18 protein-coding genes are annotated in these 23,807 nt (G+C 51.6%); 6 read left to right on the top strand and 12 right to left on the bottom strand.

Features of this window, described 5'->3' with window-relative positions; translation table 11 throughout:
- Positions 1-4 precede the first annotated feature (4 nt).
- Entirely contained in the window at positions 5-1,000 is a 996-nt protein-coding gene (locus BUB30_RS10645; protein ID WP_073135053.1) for an aldo/keto reductase, read from the bottom strand.
- 149 nt (positions 1,001-1,149) lie between these two features.
- Between BUB30_RS10645 and BUB30_RS10650 the strand changes: the two genes are divergently transcribed.
- A complete protein-coding gene (locus BUB30_RS10650) occupies positions 1,150-1,938 on the top strand; it encodes a ThuA domain-containing protein (RefSeq protein ID WP_073133469.1) in 789 nt (262 codons plus the stop codon).
- Positions 1,939-1,966: 28 nt separating this feature from the next.
- Positions 1,967-2,449 (top strand): TPM domain-containing protein, encoded by a 483-nt coding sequence (locus tag BUB30_RS10655; protein ID WP_084138015.1) that lies wholly within the window; start codon positions 1,967-1,969, stop codon positions 2,447-2,449.
- A gap of 213 nt (positions 2,450-2,662) precedes the next feature.
- Here BUB30_RS10655 and BUB30_RS34560 read toward each other — a convergent pair whose 3' ends face one another.
- The 4 genes from BUB30_RS34560 to BUB30_RS10675 form a co-directional block, all read right to left on the bottom strand.
- A complete protein-coding gene (locus BUB30_RS34560) occupies positions 2,663-4,243 on the bottom strand; it encodes a T9SS type A sorting domain-containing protein (protein WP_084138016.1) in 1,581 nt (526 codons plus the stop codon).
- Between the two features lie 65 nt (positions 4,244-4,308).
- Positions 4,309-5,151: a tail fiber protein gene (locus BUB30_RS10665; protein ID WP_143164854.1), complete on the bottom strand. Its 843-nt coding sequence runs from the start codon at positions 5,149-5,151 to the stop codon at positions 4,309-4,311.
- Between the two features lie 331 nt (positions 5,152-5,482).
- The gene (locus BUB30_RS10670; protein WP_073133477.1) at positions 5,483-8,320 is read right to left on the bottom strand and encodes a CHAT domain-containing protein; all 2,838 of its coding nucleotides are present in this window, start codon (positions 8,318-8,320) and stop codon (positions 5,483-5,485) included.
- A gap of 180 nt (positions 8,321-8,500) precedes the next feature.
- Complete coding sequence (locus tag BUB30_RS10675) at positions 8,501-9,439, bottom strand: hydroxypyruvate isomerase family protein (RefSeq protein ID WP_073133479.1); 939 nt, start codon at positions 9,437-9,439, stop codon at positions 8,501-8,503.
- Between the two features lie 181 nt (positions 9,440-9,620).
- Between BUB30_RS10675 and BUB30_RS10680 the strand changes: the two genes are divergently transcribed.
- The 4 genes from BUB30_RS10680 to BUB30_RS10695 all read left to right on the top strand — a co-directional run bounded on the left by BUB30_RS10680 (position 9,621) and on the right by BUB30_RS10695 (position 14,442).
- A complete protein-coding gene (locus tag BUB30_RS10680; RefSeq protein ID WP_073133480.1) occupies positions 9,621-10,814 on the top strand; it encodes an RsmB/NOP family class I SAM-dependent RNA methyltransferase in 1,194 nt (397 codons plus the stop codon).
- 404 nt (positions 10,815-11,218) lie between these two features.
- Positions 11,219-12,166, top strand: a complete 948-nt coding sequence (locus BUB30_RS10685; protein ID WP_073135054.1) for a formylglycine-generating enzyme family protein — start codon at positions 11,219-11,221, stop codon at positions 12,164-12,166.
- Positions 12,167-12,230: 64 nt separating this feature from the next.
- Positions 12,231-13,568: a Gfo/Idh/MocA family protein gene (locus tag BUB30_RS10690; protein ID WP_143164855.1), complete on the top strand. Its 1,338-nt coding sequence runs from the start codon at positions 12,231-12,233 to the stop codon at positions 13,566-13,568.
- A gap of 121 nt (positions 13,569-13,689) precedes the next feature.
- Positions 13,690-14,442 (top strand): lysophospholipid acyltransferase family protein, encoded by a 753-nt coding sequence (locus BUB30_RS10695; RefSeq protein WP_084138017.1) that lies wholly within the window; start codon positions 13,690-13,692, stop codon positions 14,440-14,442.
- Between the two features lie 243 nt (positions 14,443-14,685).
- On the opposite strand, the gene BUB30_RS10700 is transcribed toward BUB30_RS10695, so the two are convergent.
- The 7 genes from BUB30_RS10700 to BUB30_RS10730 all read right to left on the bottom strand — a co-directional run bounded on the left by BUB30_RS10700 (position 14,686) and on the right by BUB30_RS10730 (position 23,803).
- Positions 14,686-16,239: a vanadium-dependent haloperoxidase gene (locus BUB30_RS10700; protein WP_073133484.1), complete on the bottom strand. Its 1,554-nt coding sequence runs from the start codon at positions 16,237-16,239 to the stop codon at positions 14,686-14,688.
- A complete protein-coding gene (locus BUB30_RS10705; RefSeq protein WP_073133486.1) occupies positions 16,229-17,170 on the bottom strand; it encodes a transporter in 942 nt (313 codons plus the stop codon). The genes BUB30_RS10700 and BUB30_RS10705 overlap by 11 nt, the downstream gene beginning before the upstream one ends.
- Before the next feature lie 210 nt (positions 17,171-17,380).
- A complete protein-coding gene (locus BUB30_RS10710; protein WP_073133488.1) occupies positions 17,381-17,920 on the bottom strand; it encodes a hypothetical protein in 540 nt (179 codons plus the stop codon).
- 131 nt (positions 17,921-18,051) lie between these two features.
- Complete coding sequence (gene rsmG, locus BUB30_RS10715; protein ID WP_073133490.1) at positions 18,052-18,681, bottom strand: 16S rRNA (guanine(527)-N(7))-methyltransferase RsmG; 630 nt, start codon at positions 18,679-18,681, stop codon at positions 18,052-18,054.
- A gap of 41 nt (positions 18,682-18,722) precedes the next feature.
- A complete protein-coding gene (locus BUB30_RS10720) occupies positions 18,723-19,331 on the bottom strand; it encodes an RNA polymerase sigma factor (RefSeq protein ID WP_073133492.1) in 609 nt (202 codons plus the stop codon).
- Positions 19,319-20,419, bottom strand: a complete 1,101-nt coding sequence (locus tag BUB30_RS10725) for a glycosyltransferase (RefSeq protein WP_073133494.1) — start codon at positions 20,417-20,419, stop codon at positions 19,319-19,321. Before BUB30_RS10725 ends, BUB30_RS10720 begins: the two co-directional genes overlap by 13 nt.
- 99 nt (positions 20,420-20,518) lie before the next feature.
- Entirely contained in the window at positions 20,519-23,803 is a 3,285-nt protein-coding gene (locus tag BUB30_RS10730; RefSeq protein ID WP_084138019.1) for a VCBS repeat-containing protein, read from the bottom strand.
- Positions 23,804-23,807: the final 4 nt, after the last annotated feature.

The following is a 23,807-nucleotide window of genomic DNA, read 5'->3' on the forward strand; positions in this document are numbered from 1 at the left end:
GAGCTTAATCTACCAAGACCAGTTCTTTGGAGGCTTTTCCGATCGCTTTCAACTCTTCATCTGTCAGCGTAAAGGCCAGGGCTTTCACATTATCCGTTACCTGCTTCTCATCGCGGGCGCCCACGAGCACGCAATCCATCGCGGGCTGTCGCGTCGTCCAGTTGATGATGAGTTGTGTCAGGGTGGCATTGTGTTTTTCGGCGATCGGTTTCAAGGTCTCCAACATCGCGTTCACGCGGGCGATGTTTTCATCTTTGTAGAACTTGTTGTTCTCGCGTGTATCGCCGGGACCAAAAATATGACCGGGCTTGATCTTGCCCGTGAGCAAGCCGCGTTGCAACGGACTGTAGGGAATGATGCTCAACTTTTTTTGTAGGGCTTGGGGCACGAGGTCTTTTTCGATGCCGCGGTTCACAAGGCTATAGGGCACCTGGTTCGAAACGAGGTTCACCGATTTCAAACCTTCGTCCACCTGCGCAGCGGAATAGTTACACACACCGGCAGCGCGCACTTTCCCTTGTTGGATGAGGGTGGCCACGGCTTCCATGGTTTCGGATATGGGCGTGGTAGCGTCGGCCCAATGGATTTGATAGAGATCGATATAGTCGGTTTTCAGACGGCGAAGGCTGTCTTCGCATTCGCCGATCACGGCCGCCTTCGCGGAGTATTTATATACTTTTGTAGGCTTGCCACTGTTGTCGGTCGTATCGAAATAAAATTCGCCCTGGTTGGTTTTCCAGTTCATGCCATACTTGGTGAGGATCTCGTATTTGTCGCGGGCGATGCCGGCCATGGCCTTGCCCACCAATTCCTCACTTTTACCAAAGCCGTAGATGGGAGCCGTATCGATCGTGGTGATGCCCGCATCAAAGGAGGCTTTGAGGGCGCGCAAGGCTGCGGCGTCTTCGGCACCGCCCCACATCCATCCGCCTATGGCCCAGGCGCCAAAGGCTATCGGTGTTACGGTTACGGCAGAGGTTCCGAGGGATTTGCGTTTCATGGGCATGGCGTTTTTTCATAAAGGTAAACCGCCGGGGCGCTAAGGCGCAAAGGAGGGCACAAAGTTTCTTTGTAGTATCTTGTGCATCTTATAGCAAAAAAAGCCGGGCGACCTTGTCCCGGCACGTGTCGGATTGTAATTTGGCTCTTATGAATTTTCCTTATCTCAAAGGCGTGCTGTGCCTGTTGGTACTCGTGACCGGCAGTCACCTGGCCGTGGCGCAGTTTCCGCGTTTTAAAGTGCTTGCCTTCTACTCCAACAAAGTGGAGCGCGATCATGTGGACTTTGCTCGTGATGCCGTCCGTTTCTTCAAAGACCTCACGGCGGGCAACGGCTTTGTGTTCGACACCACCAGCAATATGAGCGACCTTAACGACCAGAAGCTGAGGGACTATTCCGTGGTGATGATGCTGAACGATTTTCCCCACAACCAGGAACAACGCAACGCCTTTACGCGCTACATGGAAAACGGCGGCGGCTGGTTTGGCTTTCACGTGGCCGCCTACAACGATAAGGATACACACTGGCCCTGGTTCGTGCAATTTCTTGGCGGGGCTGTATTCTATACCAACAGCTGGCCCCCCATGCCCGCGAAGCTGGTGATCGAAGACCACACGCATCCCATCACCAAAGGACTCCCCGAATCCTACATTGCACCCACCAACGAGTGGTATCAATGGAAGCCCAGTCCACGCGAAAATAAAGACGTGACGATCCTCGCTTCGCTCTCGGCCGACAATTACCCCTTAGGCCTGAAAGACATCATCCACGACGGCGACACGCCTGTGATGTGGACCAACACAAAATATCGCATGGTCTACATGAACATCGGTCACGGCAGCAAGATCTTCACAGACGCCACCCAAAACCGGATCATCGTCGCGGGCCTGCGCCATGTGGTGGCCTCCGACAAAAAAGGAAACGTATTCAAAGATTAACTACGACCATACAACCTAACCCAACGCCATGAGAGCCCTCCATTTTGTTATTGCCTGTGCCTTGTTTGCCGGGATGATCGCCTGCGGAAGCAAAGAAGCCACGATCGACAGCCGCATCTTCGATGAAGCCCATGTTATTTCCGATGCGCAAAAAGATAGTCTCATCAATGCCATCCGCGTGGTGGAAACCAATATCGGCCCGCGCATTGCCATCATGACGGTAGAGAGCCTGAACGGGGAAACAGTAGAAGCCCTTTCTGCAAAGGAAGCCAAGGCCCACGGATTCGACGCCTCCAAAGATGTTTTCTTTTTCCTGGCCACCACCGGGCATGCCGCACACATTGTTACGGGCAGCGAGGTGGAGAAGGTCCTCGACGATCCGCTGCGCGTGCACCTGGTCTGGGACATGGCGCCAAAATTCACCAAACAAAAATATGGCTCCGGCCTGGTGGATGGGGTGGAGAAATTGAAGGCGGTGTTTATTGTGAATAAGGATGCGATTGCGAAGTAGTGCGACTTTTCAGATGAACTGAAAATTATACCCGTTGGGAACCGGACAATACCTTTTACATTGACATCGGTTTTTTCGGCTGATTCAAGTGAATCAAAAAAAAATGTATCGGGTCTGTCCCGATACATTTTTCCATACAAAGAAATTTACTTGATCTCAAACCTTACCTGTTCCCGCTATTTCAATCTCCTCACTTCTTTATCGGGTTCGACACTATTGGACGACCACTTTTTGTGTTTGTTTTTTACCATTCGCGATCAGCGTGAATAGATAGACTCCAGTTCCCATCTGTCCCATGTTCACGCTTGTTTCATACGTGCCTTGAGGAACACTGGCGCGATCCACCAAGGTTGTCATCAAAGAGCCTTTTTCATTGGTAATCACCAGTTTTACCGGACCCTCTACCTTCACCCTGTATTTGACTTTTAAAACGTCTTTCACGGGATTTGGATATGCCCACAAATATTGGGTATTGTCGTCCGTATAAATGTAATAGGACATTGCACCTTGGGAAGTTGGTGCCCCCTGGGAAGGGTTCAATTTGACAACTGCCCCCGTTGTATCCGGTACGATCGTCATGTCACCCTTCACAACTTCTTCGACATCTCCTACCCGTCCACCGGGCGGCGCGCAAGGCGATGCAATTTTAAGGTTTATGCCTGGCGTTATCCGGGCACTGACGGTCGGGCGCACCACGATCGAATTTCCCGCGATAAAATTGCCCGTGATTCCGGTAGAAGCAAATTGATCCTCCGTGATCACAATGCTATTTATGGCCTTCACATCAGCATTTGCACTGAAGGAGTAATATGCCCACGTAAGGTTCTGTGGATAAACATCCATCTTTACGATGTTACTAAAAGATCCCAGATTAACGGCACGCACATACCACGTGGTTTGGGATAGGGCAGGCGGCGAATACGCTGAACTGATCGCACCCAAAATTTGGGTAAATGTCGTTCCGTTCGTGCTGCTGTACCACTGATAGAGGTATTGACTGGCTCCGCCCAAGGAAACACCAGACTTCTGATCCAGCCCAGCGGGAGCTGTGCCCGTTCCTATACACTGCGAGCAACAAATGGTATTTCCAGTCACCACGCTCGCGGATAAGGGAACCGTTAATGAATTTGAATCATCACACTTTGCCTGTCTTACGAGGGTCGTGTTGACATAGAGATTGACCGTATAGTTTATTTTGACCGTAAACGTGGCTGTGGTCGGACTACCGCTCAAAGGTATGATAGGATTCGCTGTGACACTAGAACCGGTGGTAGTCGCCAGGTTGCCATTTGAGCTACTCGTCCAGGTATAGCTGTTATAAACCGGGTTGGTATAGCCACTTGTAGGACTCGCTGTCAAGGTTACCGGGCTGCCGGAATGAACGGTGGTCGGTGACGCAGCGATTGGAATACTCAAATGCGCAATGTCTACATTTTTGGAGATACTACTTAGAAAGTTGCCCGCTGCAGAAATGGTTGCCTGCGTTGTACTACTCCACGGACTCCATTTTACCTTGATTTTTGACGTGTATTGCCCCGGAGAGCTTTCCGTGGTCGCCAACTGGGTTTGTATCGAATTACTATAATCTGGGAATACCCCGCCATTGACGGTCCAGACGATATCCTGCTGCCGGTCGACGGTAACCGAGTACTCCACGGTTGTCCCACCGCATTCGAAGAAGTATCGGTTACCATCTTCAATACTTTGCGCCCTGATCGTGCTAACGAACAAAAAAAAGAAACCCGTCGCCCATAGCCAACGGAGTTTCGGCACACTCAATAGCTTTACATTCATTATCAAAAAAGTTTAATTGTTAACCAAAAACAGTCTCTAACATTAACAAAATTTCAACCTATAGGCTACTTTCCTTGCTTCTCCATAGCACTGACTTTTTTCTCGAGTTCAATCACGTACAATGTCAACTCTTCCACCTTTTTGAGTAACAGCATATTCATTTCGCTCACGTTAACACCCTGCTCTTCCATCTCCTTTGCGGAAGGAATTTCCGGCAGGTGTTTGTTCTCCTGGATATACTTGTTCAAATCAACCAATGAAAGAAGTTTATAATTGGTTTCAAAAACGTAGTCAGGTCCCGGAACGCTGAGATCGACTTTTACTTCTTGGGCATGAATGACCCCTTTCACCGTGAGCTTCGCGTCAGTCGTAGCCGTTCCTATCCCAACGTTCCCGCCACCCACATTGAATAATACGTCGTTTCCGGAATCATTGATCCGCAACGGGCGCGGGCCATAGCTTTGCAACCAGGCATAGTCTGCGGCTAATCCCATTTTGAAATATGCATTGGCACCACTGGCATTCATAGAGAAGATTGCACCGGGGGCTGATTCCGTTACCGTGAACTTCGCATCCGGGCTGGCCGTGCCAACTCCAACCTTTCCGCCGCCTAAATTGAAATAGACATCGTTTCCAATATTATTGATGCGCAAGGGGAGGCCTCCATAGGATTGCATCCACGCATAATTCGTCTCAACACCCATTCGTAAATTGGCTACGGTACCCGTTGCGGACAGGGAAAGTACAGGAGTTGTTGTGTTTGGTGAAGACACCGTCAACTTCGCATCGGTTGCCGCGGTGCCGATACTGGCATAACCAGCCTGCGTTACATTTGGACTACCTGACCATTGGGCTTGGGTTTGAGTGTAAATCACCAAGCAAAAGAAAATTGTAGCAATAGATTTCATATGTATAATTGGGGTTTGTTAAAAAATCGTTCAAATAACACCGCGGGTCCTATCCCGAAAACTCACATCTTCTACGCTGGGGGAATTTTACGCTGCGAAAAAAAATGAAACGCTTCGTGTCGCTTAGGTTGTCAAATAACTGCTATCCGTGACGCAAACAAAAGTAGAGACAATGCCGGGAATACAATAGAAAGAGTAGATTTTTTATTTATGAAACCTATTTAAACACTCAACTCACAGATTCTTAGCATAGACAGCCATAGATGTTCAATGATTTCGTGAGTTAGCATACCCCCAGGGTTGGGGGTATGAATAGCAAAAATTATTAATTCTATAATCCCATCATCACAAACGCGCCCCAATAATAGGGCTCCTTATATTTGGTCATTAGCTGGAGTTGTGCCTGCTTGAACGCCTTTTGCTTATTACCCAATTTGATCCAGTTCGTGTAAAAATTTGTCATGAGTTGCTGCGTTGCCGCGTCATCCACTTTCCACAAACTCATAATCAGCGCGTCCGCTCCTGCCACGAGAAAAGCTCGTTGCAAACCATAAACACCTTCGCCGCTTTTCACATCGCCCAATCCCGTTTCGCAGGCGCTCAACACGATCAGATCGGTGCCTTCAAGATTCAAATTCATCGCTTCATAGGCCGTGAGGATACCATTGTCGTTGCTTTCCAGGTTGGGCATGCGCGTGCCGCTCACGGTTGTGGCGGCACCAGCCAACATGAGTCCGGATCGCAGCAACGGATTGTTGTTGGCATTCTCCAGGTTCACGCCAAAGGCGGAGCCGGTGCTTTCCACGTCCTGGAGAAAATAGCCGTGTGTGGCAATGTGCATCAGCGCGGGACCTTTGATGGATTTGAGATTGGACTCGGTGGCGGTCTTTTGCGTAAACGTTTTTATCTGCCAGGTATTCGCTTTCAAGATCTTCGTGATGCCATCGATCTCCACTTTTGTGCCGGGCAGGGCGGCGATCGAGGTTCCGCCATAGTCGGGAAAGCCCAACAACGTGGCGTTCTTCTTCATCGTCTTTTGCTTGCGGGCTTTCAGGGCGATCAGGTCTTTCGAGTTGCCCACGATCACCAGGTCATAGCGATTGATCACATAATCGCCGTCCGGCTTCTTCATCGTGTTCAGGTTGAGCTGGTTGAAACTGCCGTCGGGGGAGATGTAGATCATTTTTTTGCCGGCCAACGCTGGCTCTATCCGCGCCCAGTACTGGTCGTAGGAATATTCGTCAGCAGCGTGTTGTTGGATGGCGTTGCGATAAAATTTGGCATAGCGCGTGTCCAATTGCTGGCCGTTGTCGAGCACCACCAGCTTGGGCATCTCGGAAGCTTTGGTCAACACCAGGGCCAGGTATTTGGAATCCGCCGTGAAGGCCTGGTCGTATTTTTGGACGCGGATGATCTCCACCACGGCCTCCGTATCGGTGAGCAGATTCTTGATTTGTTTGTAGCTCATCTTTTGCGCGGAGTATCCGGCAGAGAAGTCTGCGGACCGTTCCGATAATTTTTTCTCCATCGCATTGGCCGCCCGTTGCATGGAGTCGAGGTTTATTTTTTGCAGGCTGAGTTCCTCTTTGCTGTAGGCATACAGACGGGCCAGCGTTTCTTTTTGATCAAGCCAGGTCAGGTAATCTTTGATCAATGCGGCGTCTTTGCTGGAGAGTATCGCCTGCTTCACTTTGTTGGTGGAATTCAACAGCAACGCTTTTGTAGCAATCTGGTAGTCGTAAAGATCCTGCACTACCGCCGGGTTTTCGAGGCTTGCCTCGGTGGCGAAATTATAGAAACGCTGAAAACGCGGTGAGAGCACATCCCAATATTTGGTCTTCTCCGCTTCGCTCATCGGCGGGAAATAATTGTTCACAAAATCCAGCGATTTGTCCATCACTTCCCGGTAGGTCATGAAGGCGCGATCCCATGCCTTCTTCTTCCACGCGAGGATGGCAAGGTCTTCCTGTGACTGTACAAACAGGGGATGATTTTTTCCAAGCGTGGTTTCGCGGATGGCCAACGCCTTTTCCAACAAGGGTTCGGCGTCGGTGTAGCGCGCCTTATAGCGATAAAAATTACCCAGGTCGCTGGTGGCTTTGGCGTAAGCAGGGTTCTCTTCACCGAAGCTCGATTTATAGATGGCCACCGATTTCTTTAAAAGATCCTCCACTTTATCTTCCTTGCCCATCACCATGTAGAGCGCCGCCTGGTTGTTCAACATGCTGGCATAGTCAGGGTTGCTTTTACCCAGACGCTTCTCCATGCTGGTGTAGATGGCCTCGGCTTCGGGATACTTACCCATCTGTTGATACAGCAACGCCAGGTTGGACAGGAACTTCAGGTGATTTTTAGATTTGGCGCTCTGCAACTTCTCCGCTATCGCAATGGCCTCCTTCAACTCGCCTTCCGCTTCGGCATACCGCCCCACGGCCTGAAACAACATGGCCTCGTTGTTCAACACGATAGCATAGGGCATGTCTGCCGTGAGCGCTTTCCCTTTGATGATCGCGACGGCCGACTGGAAATCCTTTTCCGATTCGTTATAGCGGGCCAGGTTGTATTTCAACACGGCATAGTTATTCAGCGAGGCAGCCACACTCATGTTGTTGTCGCCGAACTTGGCTTTGCGTTTTTCGAGGGCATCTTTTGTGAAATCTTCGGCTTGCGTGAAGCGGCCCATGGTGGCGTAGAGCAGGCCTTGGTTGGAGAGTGTCTTCAGGTAGCCCAGGTCTTCGGTGAGACTGCCTTGTTCATAGAGGGTCTTGGCAGAAGCAAACCTTTTTTCGGCAATCGAAAATTTTGCGCTCGCATAAAACATCTCGCCCATGTCCAGTTGGAAACGGGCTTTGTCGGCATCGGCCATCTCGTTGTTTTTAACGTATGACGTGCCGAAGCTCATCAGGGTGGTTACACGAGCGGCGTTCTCTCCTTTTTCCTTCACGTCGAACAAGCCCGAGTTGTCGCTCAACAAGATGGCATAGTCAAAATCGGTGGAGTCGAATTTGGAGCGAGCGGCTTCCATATCGCTCATCACGGCGTTCACCACCTTTTCGCGGTTCTCTTTTGTGTTCAGGCTCTTGGCCTTATTTTTTATGTTCTGAAGGATTTGGGCGGAAGTGGAGAAATATAAAAGAAAGAGGGCTATGCCAAGGGAGATGCGCTTCATGAGGGTTTCGTTAAATAAATACCCAATTTAACTAAAACCAGCGGTAAGGGTTTCGAATTCGACGGAGAAAACTTTGCGCCTTTCTTTGCGCTCTTTGCGGTGGAAAATTTTAACCGCTTCGCTAAAGCTTCGGCGAGCGCAGAAAGACGCAAAGAGCGCAGAGGAGACGCAAAGAAATATCTAAAAGCTGTCGCTGTCGCGGTAGGCTTTGATGAGGGCGAGCTCGCCTTCTTTGCCGGGGTTGGCGTTGCCGTGTTCCATGCCCATGATGCCTTTGTAGCCGCGGCCGTGGATGTATTTGAAGATGTTCTTGTAGTGCACTTCACCCGAGCCGGGTTCTTTCCGGCCGGGGTTGTCGCCGATCTGGAAATAGGCGATCTCGTCCCAGCATTTTTCGATGTTGGGAATGAGGTTGCCCTCGTTGCGCTGCATGTGGTAGATATCGAAAAGGATCTTGCACGAAGGGCTGTTCACCGCGCGACAGATGCCATAGCTTTGGTCGGAGCCGCGCAGGAATAGGTCGGGCGTATCGCTCAGCGGTTCCATCACCATGATCAAACCTGCCGGTTCGCAGATCTCCGCGCCGCGGCGGAAAGCATCGATCACGTTGCCGGTCTGGATGCCGATGGGAATGTTGCGTTCAAAAAAGCCGGGCACGATGGTGGCCCACTTGGCGTTGATGCGCTTGGCCAACTCCACGCTGTCCTTACAGGCTTTGAGGAACACGTCTTTGTGCTCCTGCTTGCCGGTGGTGAGCGACGTCTTCCAGTTCTCGCCGCCGTCGATCACAAACACGCCCATGGTCATGCCCAGCTTGGCCAGCAACGCGCCGATCTTTTCCTGTTCTTCTTTGGGGCGTTTCAGCATGCCGTTGTCTTCGATGCCGCGGAAACCCTGATCGTACATGAAGCGGATCTGGTCCAGGAAATCCTTACCCGCGCTGTTGGCGAACATGCCGTCGTGGGGTGCATAGTTAAGCCTGAATGTTTTTTCGGCGGCTGGCGACGTGATGGTTTTATGCTTTTCGGCAGCGCGGTCGGCGCCGGCAAATGCGTTCCCAAGGGCTAACGTAGACGCTGTTGCTGTGAGACCGTTGCGGAGAAAATTTCTGCGTTTCATGGTGTGAGTTTTAAGGATTAGAAGTAAGCCAAGTTAAAAACATTCCCGAAAAGTTGCAGCCTTTTACAGCAATGGCGCGAGCAGAACCCTGCAAAGGACATCAAAAAACTTTACGCCAACTTTGCCCGCTGCCCGCTGAAGCTTCAGCGAAGGAGGGCTTAATATGCTATCTTTACGCCCCATGAAGCTTTATGTAAACCTCGCCCGAGCCGTCGTACAGGCCCTGGAAATGATCTTCGAGAACGATAAGTACGCCGACAAGGTCATCGAAAAAGTGCTGAAACAAAATCCCAAGTGGGGCGCCCGCGACCGCCGCTTCATCGCCGAAACCACCTACGACATCGTGCGCTGGTACCGCTTCCTGCAGAACATTACGGAAACCGAAGACGCCAACTATTGGCGATTATTGGGCGGCTGGTGCGTTCTTCACAACATTCAACTTCCCGACTGGGAAGAATTCAAAGGCCTCAACGAAAAACGGATCCATGAACGCGACATGAAAATGCGCGCCATCCGTCGCTTCCGCGAATCCATACCCGATTGGCTCGACACCCTGGGCGAAACCGAGTTGGGAGAACTCCGCTGGGAAGCCGAATTGAAAGCCCTCAACGAAGAGGCCTACGTGGTGCTGCGCGCCAACACGCTAAAAATCTCTGCCGAAGACCTGCAACGCGAGCTTGCCGTCAGCGACATCGAAACCGACTTGTTAGAAGATTTCCCCGCAGGCCTGGTATTGGCCGAGCGCCAGAACGTCTTTCGCCACCCCGCCTTCAAGGAAGGATTTTTTGAAGTGCAGGATGCGGCCTCACAATTCATCGCCCCCTTTCTCCGCGTAGAACCCGGCATGCGCGTGATCGACGCCTGTGCAGGGGCCGGCGGCAAAACGTTGCACCTGGCGGCCCTCATGAAAAACAAAGGACGCATCATCGCCATGGATGTGGAAGCCTGGAAACTCGAAGAACTTCAGAAACGCGCACGCCGGGCCGGCGTAAGTAACCTGGAGACGCGATTCATCGAGTCGTCAAAAACCATCAAACGCCTGGACAATTCGGCCGACCGTTTATTGCTGGACGTGCCTTGTTCGGGACTGGGTGTGTTGAAGCGGAACCCGGACGCCAAGTGGAAGTTATCGCCGCAGTTTATCGATGAGGTCAAAACCTTGCAGCTTCATATCTTAGAGGACTACGGAACGATGCTGAAGCCCGGCGGCATGATGGTGTATTCCACCTGCAGCATTTTGCCATCAGAAAATGAAAAACAAGTAGAATCCTTTATCGCAAAACACGGCGACAAATACGAATTTGTCGAGCAGAAACACAGTTGGCCCTCCGAAGGTTTTGATGGGTTCTACATGGCCCTGATCAAGAAAAAATAAACGTCTAACGTTAGGGGTACCGGAAGGGAATATTCGTCACGGATATGTCCCTTTTTTTGCATGCTCTTGTTTTCAGCAAGCACCCTGGTCGACAGGACAAAAAAAGGCGGCACGGTATCACCGTACGTACTGGAATTAAAATGACTAATGAATACGTGTGTCTAAAAAAGGAGCAGAGATAAACTCTCCGCTCCTTTTTCGCTTCGCCCGCCGAAGCTTTAGCGAAGGAGGGCCGAAGCTTTAGCGAAGGAGGGCCGAAGCTTTAGCGAAGGAGGGCCGAAGCTTTACCGAAGGAGGGCGCCGCAACGGAATTGTGTTAAACGGTGGTTGAGCAGGACAATTCACGTTGCGGCAAGGCTCATATTTCCTTATCTTGAACCCTTCATTTAAACTTGTTTTTAACGGTGAAATCTTTCGTTTCCATTTGTTCTCTTGTTTTTTTGGTTATTTCAGGCTTCGCGCAATCCCTGGAGGCGTATGAGCAGCCGATACCGGGAACGGCCGTTAATTTCAAAATGGTGCCGATCCCGGCCGGATCTTTTTTGATGGGCTCCCCCTCCGGCGAAACGGGCCGCGACAATGACGAGGGGCCGCAAAAAACCGTCGAGCTCTCCGCTTTCTGGATGGCCGAACACGAAGTCACCTTCTCCGAGTGGGACGCTTTCTTTAAAAACATGGACGTTCCCCAAACCAAGCCCATCGCGGTAGACGCCATCTCGCGGCCAACGGCCCAATACATCGACCTCACCTGGGGCATGGGGCGCGACGCCAAACAACCTTCCAACAGCATGAGCCAGGCCGCAGCCATCATGTACTGCAAGTGGCTGTACAGCCAGACCGGCATCTTCTACCGGTTGCCCACCGAAGCCGAGTGGGAATATGCGTGCCGCGCAGGGACCACCACTGCCTATCCGTTTGGCGACGACGCCGGCGCGCTGAGGGACTATGCTTACTTCAAAGACAACAGCGGTGACAAGTATCACAAAGTGGCTCAACTGAAACCCAACGCCTGGGGTTTGTATGACATGCTGGGCAACCTCACGGAATGGACCCTGGATCAGTATGATGACAACTATAAAAAATTGGAAGACCAGGCCAAAGATCCTGTAAAGGGTCCCGGCGCACGCTATCCACGGGTAACGCGTGGTGGGTCTTACCTGGCGCCCGCAAAAGAATCGCGCTGCGCAAACCGCATTTCTTCCCTGGCCGAGTGGAACAAGCGCGATCCACAAGTACCGAAAAGCCGCTGGTGGCTCACGGACGGCAAATCCATCGGCTTCCGCGTGGTGCGTCCGGCGGTGGCCCCTTCGAAAGAAGCGATCGAAGAATTTTATGTCAGCTATTTAAAATGACACGGAATGAATTGTAAATTCCCTGACGCAGGGAGATATCCTAAATATTAAAACCAACATGCCTATGAAATCCATCGATGAATCCGCAAAAACCTCGCGCAGGGATTTTGTGAAACAGTCCACGCTTCTCGCCGGCGGTTTGCTGGCCGCTCCCCTCATGTCGAAAGCCGGATATTTTCATTCCGTTGACGATACCATCAAGATTGCCCTCGTCGGCTGCGGTGGCCGTGGCACCGGTGCCGCCATGCAGGCATTGCTCACCAAACAAAACGTGAAACTCGTGGCGATGGCCGACGCCTTCCGCGACCGCCTCGACGATTGCTACAAATTGCTTTCCGATCCCAACAATGAAGAGGGCAACGTGAGCGCTAAAGTGAGCGTACCGGAGGATGCAAAGTTTGTCGGCTTTGATGCGTATACCAAAGCGATCGCCCTGGCCGATGTGGTGATCCTGACCACGCCACCCGGTTTCCGCCCCATCCATTTTGCGGAAGCGATTCGCGCAGGCAAGCACGTGTTCATGGAAAAACCTATAGCCACAGATCCCGCAGGTGTGAAGTCGGTGATTGAAACCGCGCTACTTGCCAAAGCAAAAAAATTGAACGTCGTGGTAGGACTGCAACGTCACTATCAGAACTCGTATCGTGAATTATATAAACGCGTGAAGGACGGCGCGATCGGCGAGATCACTTCCGGCCAGGTGTGGTGGAACAACGACGGCGTGTGGGTGAAGATGCGCGAGCCTTCCCAAACCGAAATGGAATACCAGATGCGCAACTGGTATTACTTCAATTGGCTCTGCGGCGATCACATCAATGAACAACACATCCACAACATCGACGTGATGAACTGGTTCAAAGGAGCCTATCCGGTAAAAGCCCAGGGCATGGGCGGACGCCAGGTTCGCACAGGCAAAGAGTATGGCGAAATTTATGATCACCATTTTGTTGAATTCCACTATGCGGATGGCACCATCCTGAACAGCCAATGCCGTCACCAAAAAGGAACCTACGCCATCGTAGACGAAATGCTGGTGGGTACAAAAGGCGTAGTGAAATGCGGCGACGCACAGATCATCAAGAAGGGAAAAGTGTCCTACCAATACGACAAAAAACTGGAGAACAATCCCTATCAAACCGAACACGACGAACTCTTTGCGGCCATCGCCAAGGGAGAATTCAAATTTGAGGATGCCGACCGCGTAGCCAGGTCCACCATGACGTCCATCCTGGGCCGGATGGCAACCTATTCCGGCGAGGTAGTAGAGTGGGATAAGGCCCTCAACTCGGGCATCAGCATCATGCCGACCCGTTTTGCATGGGATGCCACACCGCCCACCTTACCGGACGCCAATGGCTTCTACCCTATTGCCACCCCGGGCACCACGAAGTTCTTTTCGTAGTCCTAAGGCCCTGTGTGTCGTTGCGGTCCATCCCAGGCCCGCAACGACACGCGAAGGCCCCCATTGTTTTGCATCTTTCTGAAACTTTCTGATCTTTCGCGGAAGTTTTGACACGTACCGCTTGAAAATCATCCGTTCTATCCTGCTTGGGCTCTATGCCTTTTGGGTATTCCTCGTGTTTACTTCTTCCATGCTCTTTTTCCTGCCGGGATTGGTTTTGCCGTTTCTGTTTGGAAGAAAAGTCAGCTGGATCGGCTACTCGTTCCTGTGGATCTGGTCGTGGGTGTTCAGCATGCTCACGTTCATCCGCTATGATTTTTATGGCCAGGAAAATTTCCGGAAGGGACAAGCCTATATCTATGTAAGCAATCACACCTCGTTCCTCGATCTTCCCGGCATCCGCATGATCATTCCGGGCGAGTTTCGCCCGCTGGCAAAAAAAGAGCTGCTAAAGATCCCCGTGTTTGGCTGGATCGCGCGCGGCGCCACGGTCATTGTCGACCGCTCGAGTGGTGAGAGTCGCAAGCGGAGCATGGATAAATTGAAACGCATCTTGCTCGATGGTGTCTCCATCCTCTTGTTTGCCGAAGGCACCCAGAACCGGACCAAAGAACTTCTTCAACCCTTCAAAGAAGGCGCTTTTCGCATTGCCATCGACACACAGCAACCTATTCTGCCCATGGTGGTGGTCGGTGCGGGTCCACTCATGCCGCCCGGCACCATCCGCATGAAACCCGGACGCATCCGCATCTATGTGGCTCCTGAAATTAAAACCGAGGGATTGACCAGTAATGACCTTCCGGCCTTGCGCCAACAAACTTTCGATGTGATGAAGGCCATGATCGAGAGATCATTGGCGGAGAAAAAATCATAGAATCACCGGGAAGGCCTTCCCGTATGAAAAAAAGGCCTTACCCGGATAACTCTAACCCATCTTTATCATTCGCCTTTCGGCGGATGACTTTATATTTTAACCGCCCATGTTGGTGTTCTTCACCAACATGTCAGCTTCCGCCCGCCTTATTCACACAACGCTACATGCGGGACAGTTTTGATTATTTATCAGAATCTGTACACCGAGTCAACGACTCAGCATACAGATTCGCCACTATTAAAATCAATCCGCGCCGTCGACACTTGCAAAATGGTCAACCAGGAAATTGCCGACCGATTTTCCTAAGGCAAGACCGCCGGTGCAATCCGAGCGATAGTGAATACCGGCATACAAGCGCGACATGGAAGCCTCGTTGGCATACGCTTCGAAGTCGCCGGCATGATCCGGGAATAAGTAGGACAATATTGCCGCACCCGAAGCGGAGAACGTAGAGTGACCCGATACATAGGCGGGGAAATTCGGCACCCCGGTTCCGGTCTTAATGGAATTATCAAGCTGGCAGGGGCGTGCGTTGAAATAGAAAAATTTCGTATCCCAACAAGCAACAGCTGCATTGTGCATCGTCATGTTCAATAAGGCAAAGGCACGGGCAGCGCGCACTTCGCTGAAATTCGCATCGCGTATGTGTTCCGCAGCAATGTCATTCCAGTGTCCGGCAGGTGTGTAGGTTCCCACACCATCGGCCCATTTATGTACGATAGCGAGGCGTTCGCGTGTCAGGTTATTGGAGTACCATTTTACTTCTTCTACTTCGCCATTCATTTCCGTGCTGTAGGCAACCGGAGGAGGTCCGGGACGCAGCGCGGCGATATCGTCATACGTCATTTTGAATGGCGTCACTTTATAGAAGAATGGAAGCATAGGCGGGCGTGGAGGAGTTTCCAGGCTAAGCCAGGCCACGTCGCCACGGCTTGTCGCATTTGCTTTCAGGCCTTCCCAAAGTGCCTTGTTGCCACCGGCGGTTTTCATACCGTCGTTTGCTGCGCGTGCTTTGAAAAGTTCGGCCACGGATTTGCCCAGTGCCAGTCCGGCGGCAATATCACTCGAGGTTGCTTTGCCTGACCACAAGGCGGCATTGCGTTGTTCACCGGCTTTCAAGGTGATCTCTTCTACGGCAGCAGGGAAAAGCACTTTCAACATTTCCGCAGCAGCGCCCGACATCACAGCGTCTTCCGAAGGATAGGCCGGCATATCGGTTTGCGGCACCAGTGCTGTTACGCCACTGTCCGTTTTATAGGGTGCGGGGCGGTTGTAAAGATATTTATAATACCACGCTGCCTTTAATGCATCGTAGATCGTTGCGCTCACATACGCATAGGAACGCGATGCATAGGGAGGGTTGGAGAACGGATACTGGGGATTGGCAAAAGGATTCTCGGCATCGGGCACGGGATATGATCCATCCGCATTTGGCGAGGGGGGAAGATTATACCGGGCAACCAGTTCACGGAAGATCTGATCCCAGCGCAGCACACCACCACCACTCCAATAGTCGATGGCGTTGCGTTGGTTTTGGTTGAGCTTGCTTTGAATATCTTTTAATGAGGCCAGCTCGGCTTTGTAGGCGTCGGATGTTACGTCGGTGGGCGCGGCTACAGCAATTTGCGAGGGGCTGGTCATCAGCACCATCGACCATGTGCCGGCATCGGCATCGTTGTCCGCCGGTTTCAGGGGCGTAAGTTGTTCGCTAAGCGTGATGCTTTTATCGCAGCTGGTCACAAACACCAGGCAGGCTATGGCTGCCAGGATGATTCTTGTATGAAATTTAGTTCTCATATACGTCGGAAGTAGTCTCGTTTTTCTTGAAGATGAAAGTGTACATCAGGCCGCCCATCAGCGTAGTGGACTGACCAACATTGCGGCCGTCCAGCGTGTAGCTCACCGCACCTCTCACGGCGAGGCCGCGGGGTTGAGGCAGGTAATACATGATGAGGGCTCCACCCTTGGTGTAGTTCATACGATTGGAAACAAAGGGCATATCCTGGCGGCGAATGTCGACACCACCCAAAGTGTTTTGCCGCATGAAATCGAGTTGTGCCTGCAAGCCATGCGCACGATACCCGATGCTGACGCTGTAATCGAACACGTTCGGCATCTTCACTTCATCGGTGTTGTATAACTTACCATCGTCGTAATAGGACGGACGATCCAATGTCACGTTTGAACGGAGCGTGTAGGCGCCGGAAGCATTGATAAACCATCCTTTCGAGAGCGCAAAATAGCCGGTGAGTCTTGCCGATCCGGTGGTGCTGGCCAAGCCAAGCGACAACGGCAGGAAGTCGGGCGTATAATCTGTCAACGGTGTGGAGAAAGCACCTACGCCGAAGAAACGGAGGGTGAATTTCTCCGTCTTGTGCGAGAAGAAATTATACTTCAACGCCACCGTGATGTCCTGGATGCCTTCCATGGAATGAAGTGTGCCCATGCTGGCTTTGGTCTTCACATAAGGCAACATGGCGATCACATTCAATTTGTCCGTGATGCCATAGGTGCCCATCCACATTAAGCTTTGTGTGGTGATGGTGCCGATGTTCCCGTTTTCGCGCTTCAATGTCCCTTCCCAATACTTGGTCCACTGATCGTGGGTGTAGAGAAGGCCCGTACACAATGTCTTCTTTGGCATCATAAACCCATCGTTTATCGTCTGCGCCTGCAGGTGAAGGCACCCCAGGCACGACAATAGTAAAATTGTAAAGATTCTCTTCATATATGACTTGGTTTGGTTAGTTACACTTCATTCGTCACAATGTCCGTTCGCCGCGACCTTGTGTTTGCCCATGCGAAAATAAATTTCACATGTTGCTCATGAAGACCAGGCAAAGCACGCTTACCGGTTTTCACATTTGACTAAAAAAATAAAAGATGGAAATGACGCTTGTCTGCGACGACAAGGGAGTCTGATCGCACAATTTGCGACTCAGGCTTTGGGTGGGTGTTTTACGAGGGAAACGACCGAATGATGATACGCGTGCTCGATGGCAAAGAAAGAAAGTGAATTCTCCCATCCACCGGTCGCCGATTCTATTTTGATGACACTGCTGATGTAGTCCTTGATAAAATTTTGGATCACCTTACCGGAAGATTTCGCGTCGACGGGTTTGTCGGTAAAGGTCTTCACATAGTCCGCCAGGGCCTGTTTGATGCGTTTGCTCTGGTTGTCCTTGTAACAGACGATGTACAACGTGTCCTCGTGCAGGCGTTGTTTTACCAGGCGGTAGTATTCGCCGTTGTGTTCCAACTCGCCATCTACACGTTCAAATTGGTCATCGCTGGAAGCATACGGGAGGGCCAGGGGCACTTTGATGGTTACGGTCTCCTGTTCGCCATAATCGTTGGCGTCAAACCGCTGCATCAGGTCCTGGGAGTTCTTGTAATGTAATCCCATGAAGACGCCATAGTATCCCAGCACATTCATGAGCAGGAGCAGGGAGAGTACTATAGAAAGGATCTTTCTCATTCGGGCTTCAGGACTACAATAGTTAGAAAAATTACTGAAAATAGCAAACGATTACGTCCTGATCAGAGGGAACTCCGAGGGGTGAGTGGTCTGCTCACCCATGGATCGGCGGATACTATCAGTTGTTAGCCTTAAAGCGGCACGTACACCACTTTCTTCGTCTCAAAAAACTCCTCTTTAAAATAGTCGGGTAGCTCAAAAAGCTGGTAGGACCTGTGCAGTTCCCCCAACTCCTCTTCCAGGTCGCCGCCTTTTAAATAGAGGATGCCATTGTAGAGATCATGGACCGATTGCTTCTTCACTTTTTTATTGATCCAGCCATAAAACTCCTTCAGTCGCGTGACGGCTCGGCTCACAATAAAATCGTATTCGCCCTTGATCTGTTCGGCGCGGATCTGTTCCGCTTTCACGTTTTTCAGTCCCAACCCTTCCGCCACGGCGTTCACGACAGTGATCTTCTTACCAATGGAGTCCACCAAATGAAACTGCGTCTCCGGGAAAAGGATGGCCAGTGGTATGCCGGGAAAGCCTCCCCCGGTACCCACATCCAGCACGGAAGCGCCAGGTTTAAAGGTGTTCACCTTGGCAATGCCCAACGAGTGGAGCACGTGGTTGACGTACAGGTTGTCGATGTCCTTGCGGGAGACGACGTTGATCTTCTCGTTCCATTCCTGGTAGAGCGGGAATAGCTTAGTGAACTGTGTTTTTTGTTTTTCCGTGAGGTCTGGAAAATACTGAAATATAATGTCGGCGGATGGCAAGATGAGGTTGCTTGATATATTCCCGCGTTGGCGGTACGTGGTTAGATATGGTCCCGTTTGTTCTTCACCATGTCGAACATCAACTCGCGCGCACGGTGAAGCTGGGCCTTCACGGTACCTAGCGGGGCGTCCAGTTCTTCGGCGATCTCTTCGTAGGACAATTCGTGGAAATAGCGGAGCCGCACCAGCTTTTGGTATTTGCCGGGGAGCTTGTCCACGAAAATCTGGATCAGCTCGGCTTTCTGGGCCTTGATGGCCTCCTCTTGCGGGTCCAGGTTTTCGTCTTCCACGTCGATGGAAACGGACTGGCCGTCATCGTCGGTGAAGGTATTTTCGATGCTGAGCGTGTTCAGCTTTTTCTTGCGGATGAAGTCGATGGTGTTGTTGGTGGCAATGCGGAACAGCCACGTGCTGAACGTGAAATCCTTCTTGAAGCGGTGCAGGCTGCGAAACGACTTGGCAAACGACTCGATGGTAAGGTCTTCGGCGTCGTCGACGTTGCGCACCATTTTCAGGATCATGTGGTACACAGGGCGTTTGTAGCGTTGCAACAATTTAGCGTAGGCTTTATCGTCACCCCCCACCGCCATGTCAATCAGCTTGAAATCCTCGAGTGCCTTAGATGAAAACCTATTTTCTAATTCTTCCATCGTACTTTTTTTGTTACAGACGCCGCAAGGCCGGTGACAAGATAATAAAAGGCATAAATAAAATCTAAAACCGGCACTGCCCAACCCTCGAACCTCTCTCCTAACGTTTTTGCAGCCACCTGAGTTGTGATGGTGAACACGATTGTTCGCAAAGCCAACAGCCCCAGGATGATATAGTATTGTTCCGAAAAGAACGCCAACCCAATACCCCCGAACCACGACAGCAACCAGGTGATCATGAACAGTCCCAGAAAAAGGCGAGGAATGAACCTGTATTTCCGGCCCACCGACAAATGGCGGACCTTTTGGTTATAGAACGCCTTCCAGGTGGCTTTGGGAAAAGAATGCGTGAGCGAGGTGGCCCCCAGACACACGGCGGTGTTGCTGCCCTTGGCGTGACGGTTCACAAACAGGTCGTCGTCGCCCCCGGTCACGTTCAAAAGGTTATTGAAGCCCTTTACTTCCAGGAAGTTAGAGCGGCGGTAGGCAAGGTTTCGACCCACGCCCATGTAGGGGCGGCCCAGCAGGGCAAAGGCGATGTATTGGATGGCCGTTACCAAGGTATCGAACCGGATAAAGGCGTTGAGCACGCCGGCCTTGCGCAGGTAGGGAGCGTATCCTAACACAAACTGCGTGGTGTCGCTAAACTGAGTGCTCATGGCCGAGATCCAGTCCTTTCCGGACGGACGGCAGTCGGCATCTGTCAAAAGGATCCATTCGTAGCGCGCCGACTTGATGCCCAGGGTGAGGGCCCATTTTTTGGGATCGACGTGCGGTGGGCTACGGTTCACATGCACCATTTTGAGCCGGTGGTCTTTGCCCGTTTCCGTTAGTAACAGATCAAACGTGCTATCGTTGGACCGGTCGTCCACAATAATGATCTCAAATTCGGGATGATCCTGCGCCAGCAGCAGGGGAATAAGCTCCTTCAGATTTTCCTCTTCATCGTGGGCGCATATGATAACCGACACGGGCAGGGCTACCGCCTGTTTCTCGGCCTGCTTTTTGGAAAAAGCAATACAGTAGACCAGGAAATAAACGATTTGTATCCCTACGACGGTATAAAACGAAATCTCTAAAATTTGCAAGGAAAGCTGGTTTATCGATCACAAATATAGAGGAGGTTTATCAGGATGAAAGTAATTACCTGATAATTCCACCCAGGACGCGACCGACGACCGGCAGCGTCACCTCACGGTATATTCCTGCAGCGGCTGGCCGGTAACACCTGCCACCAGGCGCAGGCCTTTGGCCGTGGGGATGAACACCAGACCGCGGGTATCTCCTTTTATGTCCAGTCCACTACGAGGTTTGCTCAGTGGAGTGAAATTTCCCTTGCCGTCGTTCAACAGCACAAGACCCGTCAGGGCGTCACACTCGCCAATGCGCACACGGTTGTAGCTGTCGTTGCCTCCAACGACCAGGTCCTTGTCGCCATCGCCGTCAACATCGGCGGCCGCGAGGGCGTGTAGGGTCGAGAACTGGGCTTCTGTGGGCAGCGGGCGGGCTTCGAAGTGGCCGTTCTTGTTTTCGAGGTAGAGCGAGGCCAGGTTGTCGGCGGTGAGGGTTTTGGTGTCCTTCATCTCGTCGGGTTTGAAGAGCGATGCCAGGGTAGAGCGGGCGTAGGATGTATAGTCTGGATAGCGCGGCTTCAAAAAAGCCACCTGCCCCAGGGCTTCATCACGGCTGGCATAGGGGTAGGACACCCCGTCGCGATAGTAGCAAAAGAAGAAATCGACCTGGCTGTCGTTGTTAAAGTTCTTGTACACCAGGGTGGCCGGGTGTTCAGCCGAGACGTTGTATTGTTGGTTCAATCCATAATTGCCCACGACCGCATCCAGGTCGCCGTCGCCGTCGAAGTCGTCGGTTATCACGGCGTTCCACCAGCCTTGCTCGGGATGGGCCAGCCAGGTGGAGGAGGCATCGTCGAGTTTGCCGTTGTTGTTGATGAATATTTTCACGGGCATCCATTCGCCCACGACGATCAGGTCGGCCTTGCCATCTTTGTTCACATCGGCCGCAGCAGCGGAGGTGATCATACCCGCCTCTTGCAGCGCCGAAGCTTTTTCTTTTATCGCCTCCGCGAAGTGCCCTTTGCCATCGTTGACCAGCAACATACTGGAAGGGATGATCGGATATTGACCCGGAGTGAGACGACTGCCCACAAAGAGATCGGTATCCTTATCGCCGTCGAGATCGAAGGGCACCACACAAGCACCGGCCCATGCCTCGGAGGGAACGGCGCCTGTTGCCTTGGCGAAATGTCCTTTACCGTTATTCAAATAGAGCCTGTCTTGCAGCAGCGGATCGTTGTCCACCGACATGTATCCGCCACTCACCACATACAGGTCGGCGTCGCCGTCGTTGTCGGCGTCGAAGAACACGGCGTCTTCATCTTGAAAGTCTTTGTCTTTTTGGAAAGCGGGTTCGGGTTGCTGTTTGAATGTTCCGTCGGGCGTTTGGATGAAGAGTGCGCCGCTTTGTTTGCGCGGGCCGCAGCTATAAAAATCCTGCAGGCCGTCGTGGTTCACGTCGCCGGTGGCAATTCGCGGCCCCGAGTACGAATACAATTTCGGCAGCAGTAACTGGCGTTTGAAGTCGTTCGACTCAACGGGCTCGTGCTTCCATTCCGCCAACGCCGTTTTTTCGAAAAGGGGTTTGGGTGCTGGTGCGTAAACGTAATTTCCTGAAGCATCCTCATAACGCGGTTCGAGCGGTTTGGCCGGGTCCACGTTCGTCAGCAATTGTGTTTTACTGTCGGGCCACACAATGCGAACGGAGTCAAACTTTGCAATACCCCGCGCGCCCAACGTCACCGGCACTTCCATGCACGACTCAAAGCCCCTCACGGGCGACACTTCGGCATACTGCGTATGACCCGAGGCGGTGGCATAGATCTTTGTTCCCGTGACAATGCGCTTGAGGTTTTGCTTACGCAGATCGATTTTCAAAAACAGGGCTGAGTCGCTTTTTGCGGTGGTGTTTTTGTAGAGCACGGCGGGCTGGTTCATGGCGTTGATCACCAGGTCGGGATCGCCGTCGTTGTCGAAGTCGGCATAGGCAGCACCGTTGGATTTGAAATTCCGGGTGATACCCCATTCGCTTGATTTCTTTGTAAACGTGAGGTTGCCGTTGTTCCTGAAAAAGAAATTACCCACATCGATGGACGGCATGTTGTTCAGGATCTCATCGATGCGCGGCTGCACACCGGTTTGACGCGCCTTCAACTGTTCGTCTACGGTATACTTCAGGAACTGCATGTTGGTGTAATCTTTTTCATAGCCATTGCTGATGAACACATCCTTCCACCCGTCCCCATCAAAATCCTCCACCAAGGTGGCCCAACTCCAGTCGGTGTTGGAGATCCCGGCGAGTTGGCCGATCTCCGAGAAGGTGCCGTCGCCGTTGTTCAGCTGAAGCATGTTGCGCATCGACTGGCGATGGAATCCTGATCGCACCAGCAGGTTGTATTTATCGTAATTATCATCGCCGGAAGAAAGCTTGATACGCTCATTGCTTTCGGGAAGCATGTCGAGTGTGATGATGTCGGGCTGAGCATCGTTGTTGATGTCGGCAATATCGGAGCCCATCGAAAAAAGTGACACGTGACCTGTAGCATCCTTGACCACATTTTTGAACGTGCCGTCGTGGTTGTTGATGTACAGATAATCTTCTTCGTTAAAGTCGTTGGACACATACACGTCGGGCCAGCCGTCGTTGTTCAAATCCGAGATGGCCAACCCAAGTCCAAAGCTCAACACATTATTGACGAGGCCGGCGCTTTGCGACACGTCGGTGAATTTGAGGTTGTCGTTGCGGTAGAGTTTGCTTCCAAAGGAGTTGCTTTTTTGTTCTTTTAAATTCCCCAGGAGTTTGCTGAAGCCGGCATATTTGGGAATAGAGTGGTTCAATAAAAACAGATCAAGATCACCGTCTTTGTCATAGTCAAAAAAGGCGGCGTGTGTAGCGTAGGCGTTATCGGCGATGCCATAGGTGTCTGCCATTTCTTTAAATGTGAGATCGCCCTGGTTAATGAAGAGCTGATTTTTGCGCAGTGCGGAATCCGTCATGGCGGAGCGACAAACGTAGATGTCCAACCATCCGTCAAGGTTCACATCGGCCATCGTCACACCGGTTTTCCACCCCTGCGACAAGGCCACGCCGGCCTTTTCGGTAATATCTTCGAAACTGAAGTTGCCTTTGTTGAGATAAAGTTTGTTGGGTACTTGGTTTCCCGAAAAGTATATATCAGGTAGACCGTCGTTGTTAATGTCGCCAACCGCCACGCCCCCACCGTTGAAGTAATACGGATAGTTTAAAACGTTGTTTTCACCTGACTGTGTTACGGTATTTTGAAATGACAATCCCGTCTTCTCAGCGGGCAGTTCTTCAAAAAGCGTTGCAGGTTTTTTTTCTGCGCAAGCAGCAAAGAGTAAGATCAGGAGCGAGAGTAAACAAAAATTACGCAGCATAGGT

It is taken from the genome of Chryseolinea serpens (genome assembly GCF_900129725.1).
Lineage (GTDB): Bacteria > Bacteroidota > Bacteroidia > Cytophagales > Cyclobacteriaceae > Chryseolinea > Chryseolinea serpens.

Excerpts from the sequence above, each read along its gene's own strand:
- BUB30_RS10645 (WP_073135053.1), bottom strand. The coding sequence starts at position 1,000 with ATGAAACGCAAATCCCTCGGAACCTCTGCCGTAACCGTAACACCGATA.
- BUB30_RS10650 (WP_073133469.1), top strand. The coding sequence starts at position 1,150 with ATGAATTTTCCTTATCTCAAAGGCGTGCTGTGCCTGTTGGTACTCGTG.
- BUB30_RS10655 (WP_084138015.1), top strand. The coding sequence starts at position 1,967 with ATGAGAGCCCTCCATTTTGTTATTGCCTGTGCCTTGTTTGCCGGGATG.
- BUB30_RS34560 (WP_084138016.1), bottom strand. The coding sequence starts at position 4,243 with ATGAATGTAAAGCTATTGAGTGTGCCGAAACTCCGTTGGCTATGGGCG.
- BUB30_RS10665 (WP_143164854.1), bottom strand. The coding sequence starts at position 5,151 with ATGAAATCTATTGCTACAATTTTCTTTTGCTTGGTGATTTACACTCAA.
- BUB30_RS10670 (WP_073133477.1), bottom strand. The coding sequence starts at position 8,320 with ATGAAGCGCATCTCCCTTGGCATAGCCCTCTTTCTTTTATATTTCTCC.
- BUB30_RS10675 (WP_073133479.1), bottom strand. The coding sequence starts at position 9,439 with ATGAAACGCAGAAATTTTCTCCGCAACGGTCTCACAGCAACAGCGTCT.
- BUB30_RS10680 (WP_073133480.1), top strand. The coding sequence starts at position 9,621 with ATGAAGCTTTATGTAAACCTCGCCCGAGCCGTCGTACAGGCCCTGGAA.
- BUB30_RS10690 (WP_143164855.1), top strand. The coding sequence starts at position 12,231 with ATGAAATCCATCGATGAATCCGCAAAAACCTCGCGCAGGGATTTTGTG.
- BUB30_RS10700 (WP_073133484.1), bottom strand. The coding sequence starts at position 16,239 with ATGAGAACTAAATTTCATACAAGAATCATCCTGGCAGCCATAGCCTGC.
- BUB30_RS10705 (WP_073133486.1), bottom strand. The coding sequence starts at position 17,170 with ATGAAGAGAATCTTTACAATTTTACTATTGTCGTGCCTGGGGTGCCTT.
- BUB30_RS10710 (WP_073133488.1), bottom strand. The coding sequence starts at position 17,920 with ATGAGAAAGATCCTTTCTATAGTACTCTCCCTGCTCCTGCTCATGAAT.
- BUB30_RS10720 (WP_073133492.1), bottom strand. The coding sequence starts at position 19,331 with ATGGAAGAATTAGAAAATAGGTTTTCATCTAAGGCACTCGAGGATTTC.
- BUB30_RS10730 (WP_084138019.1), bottom strand. The coding sequence starts at position 23,803 with ATGCTGCGTAATTTTTGTTTACTCTCGCTCCTGATCTTACTCTTTGCT.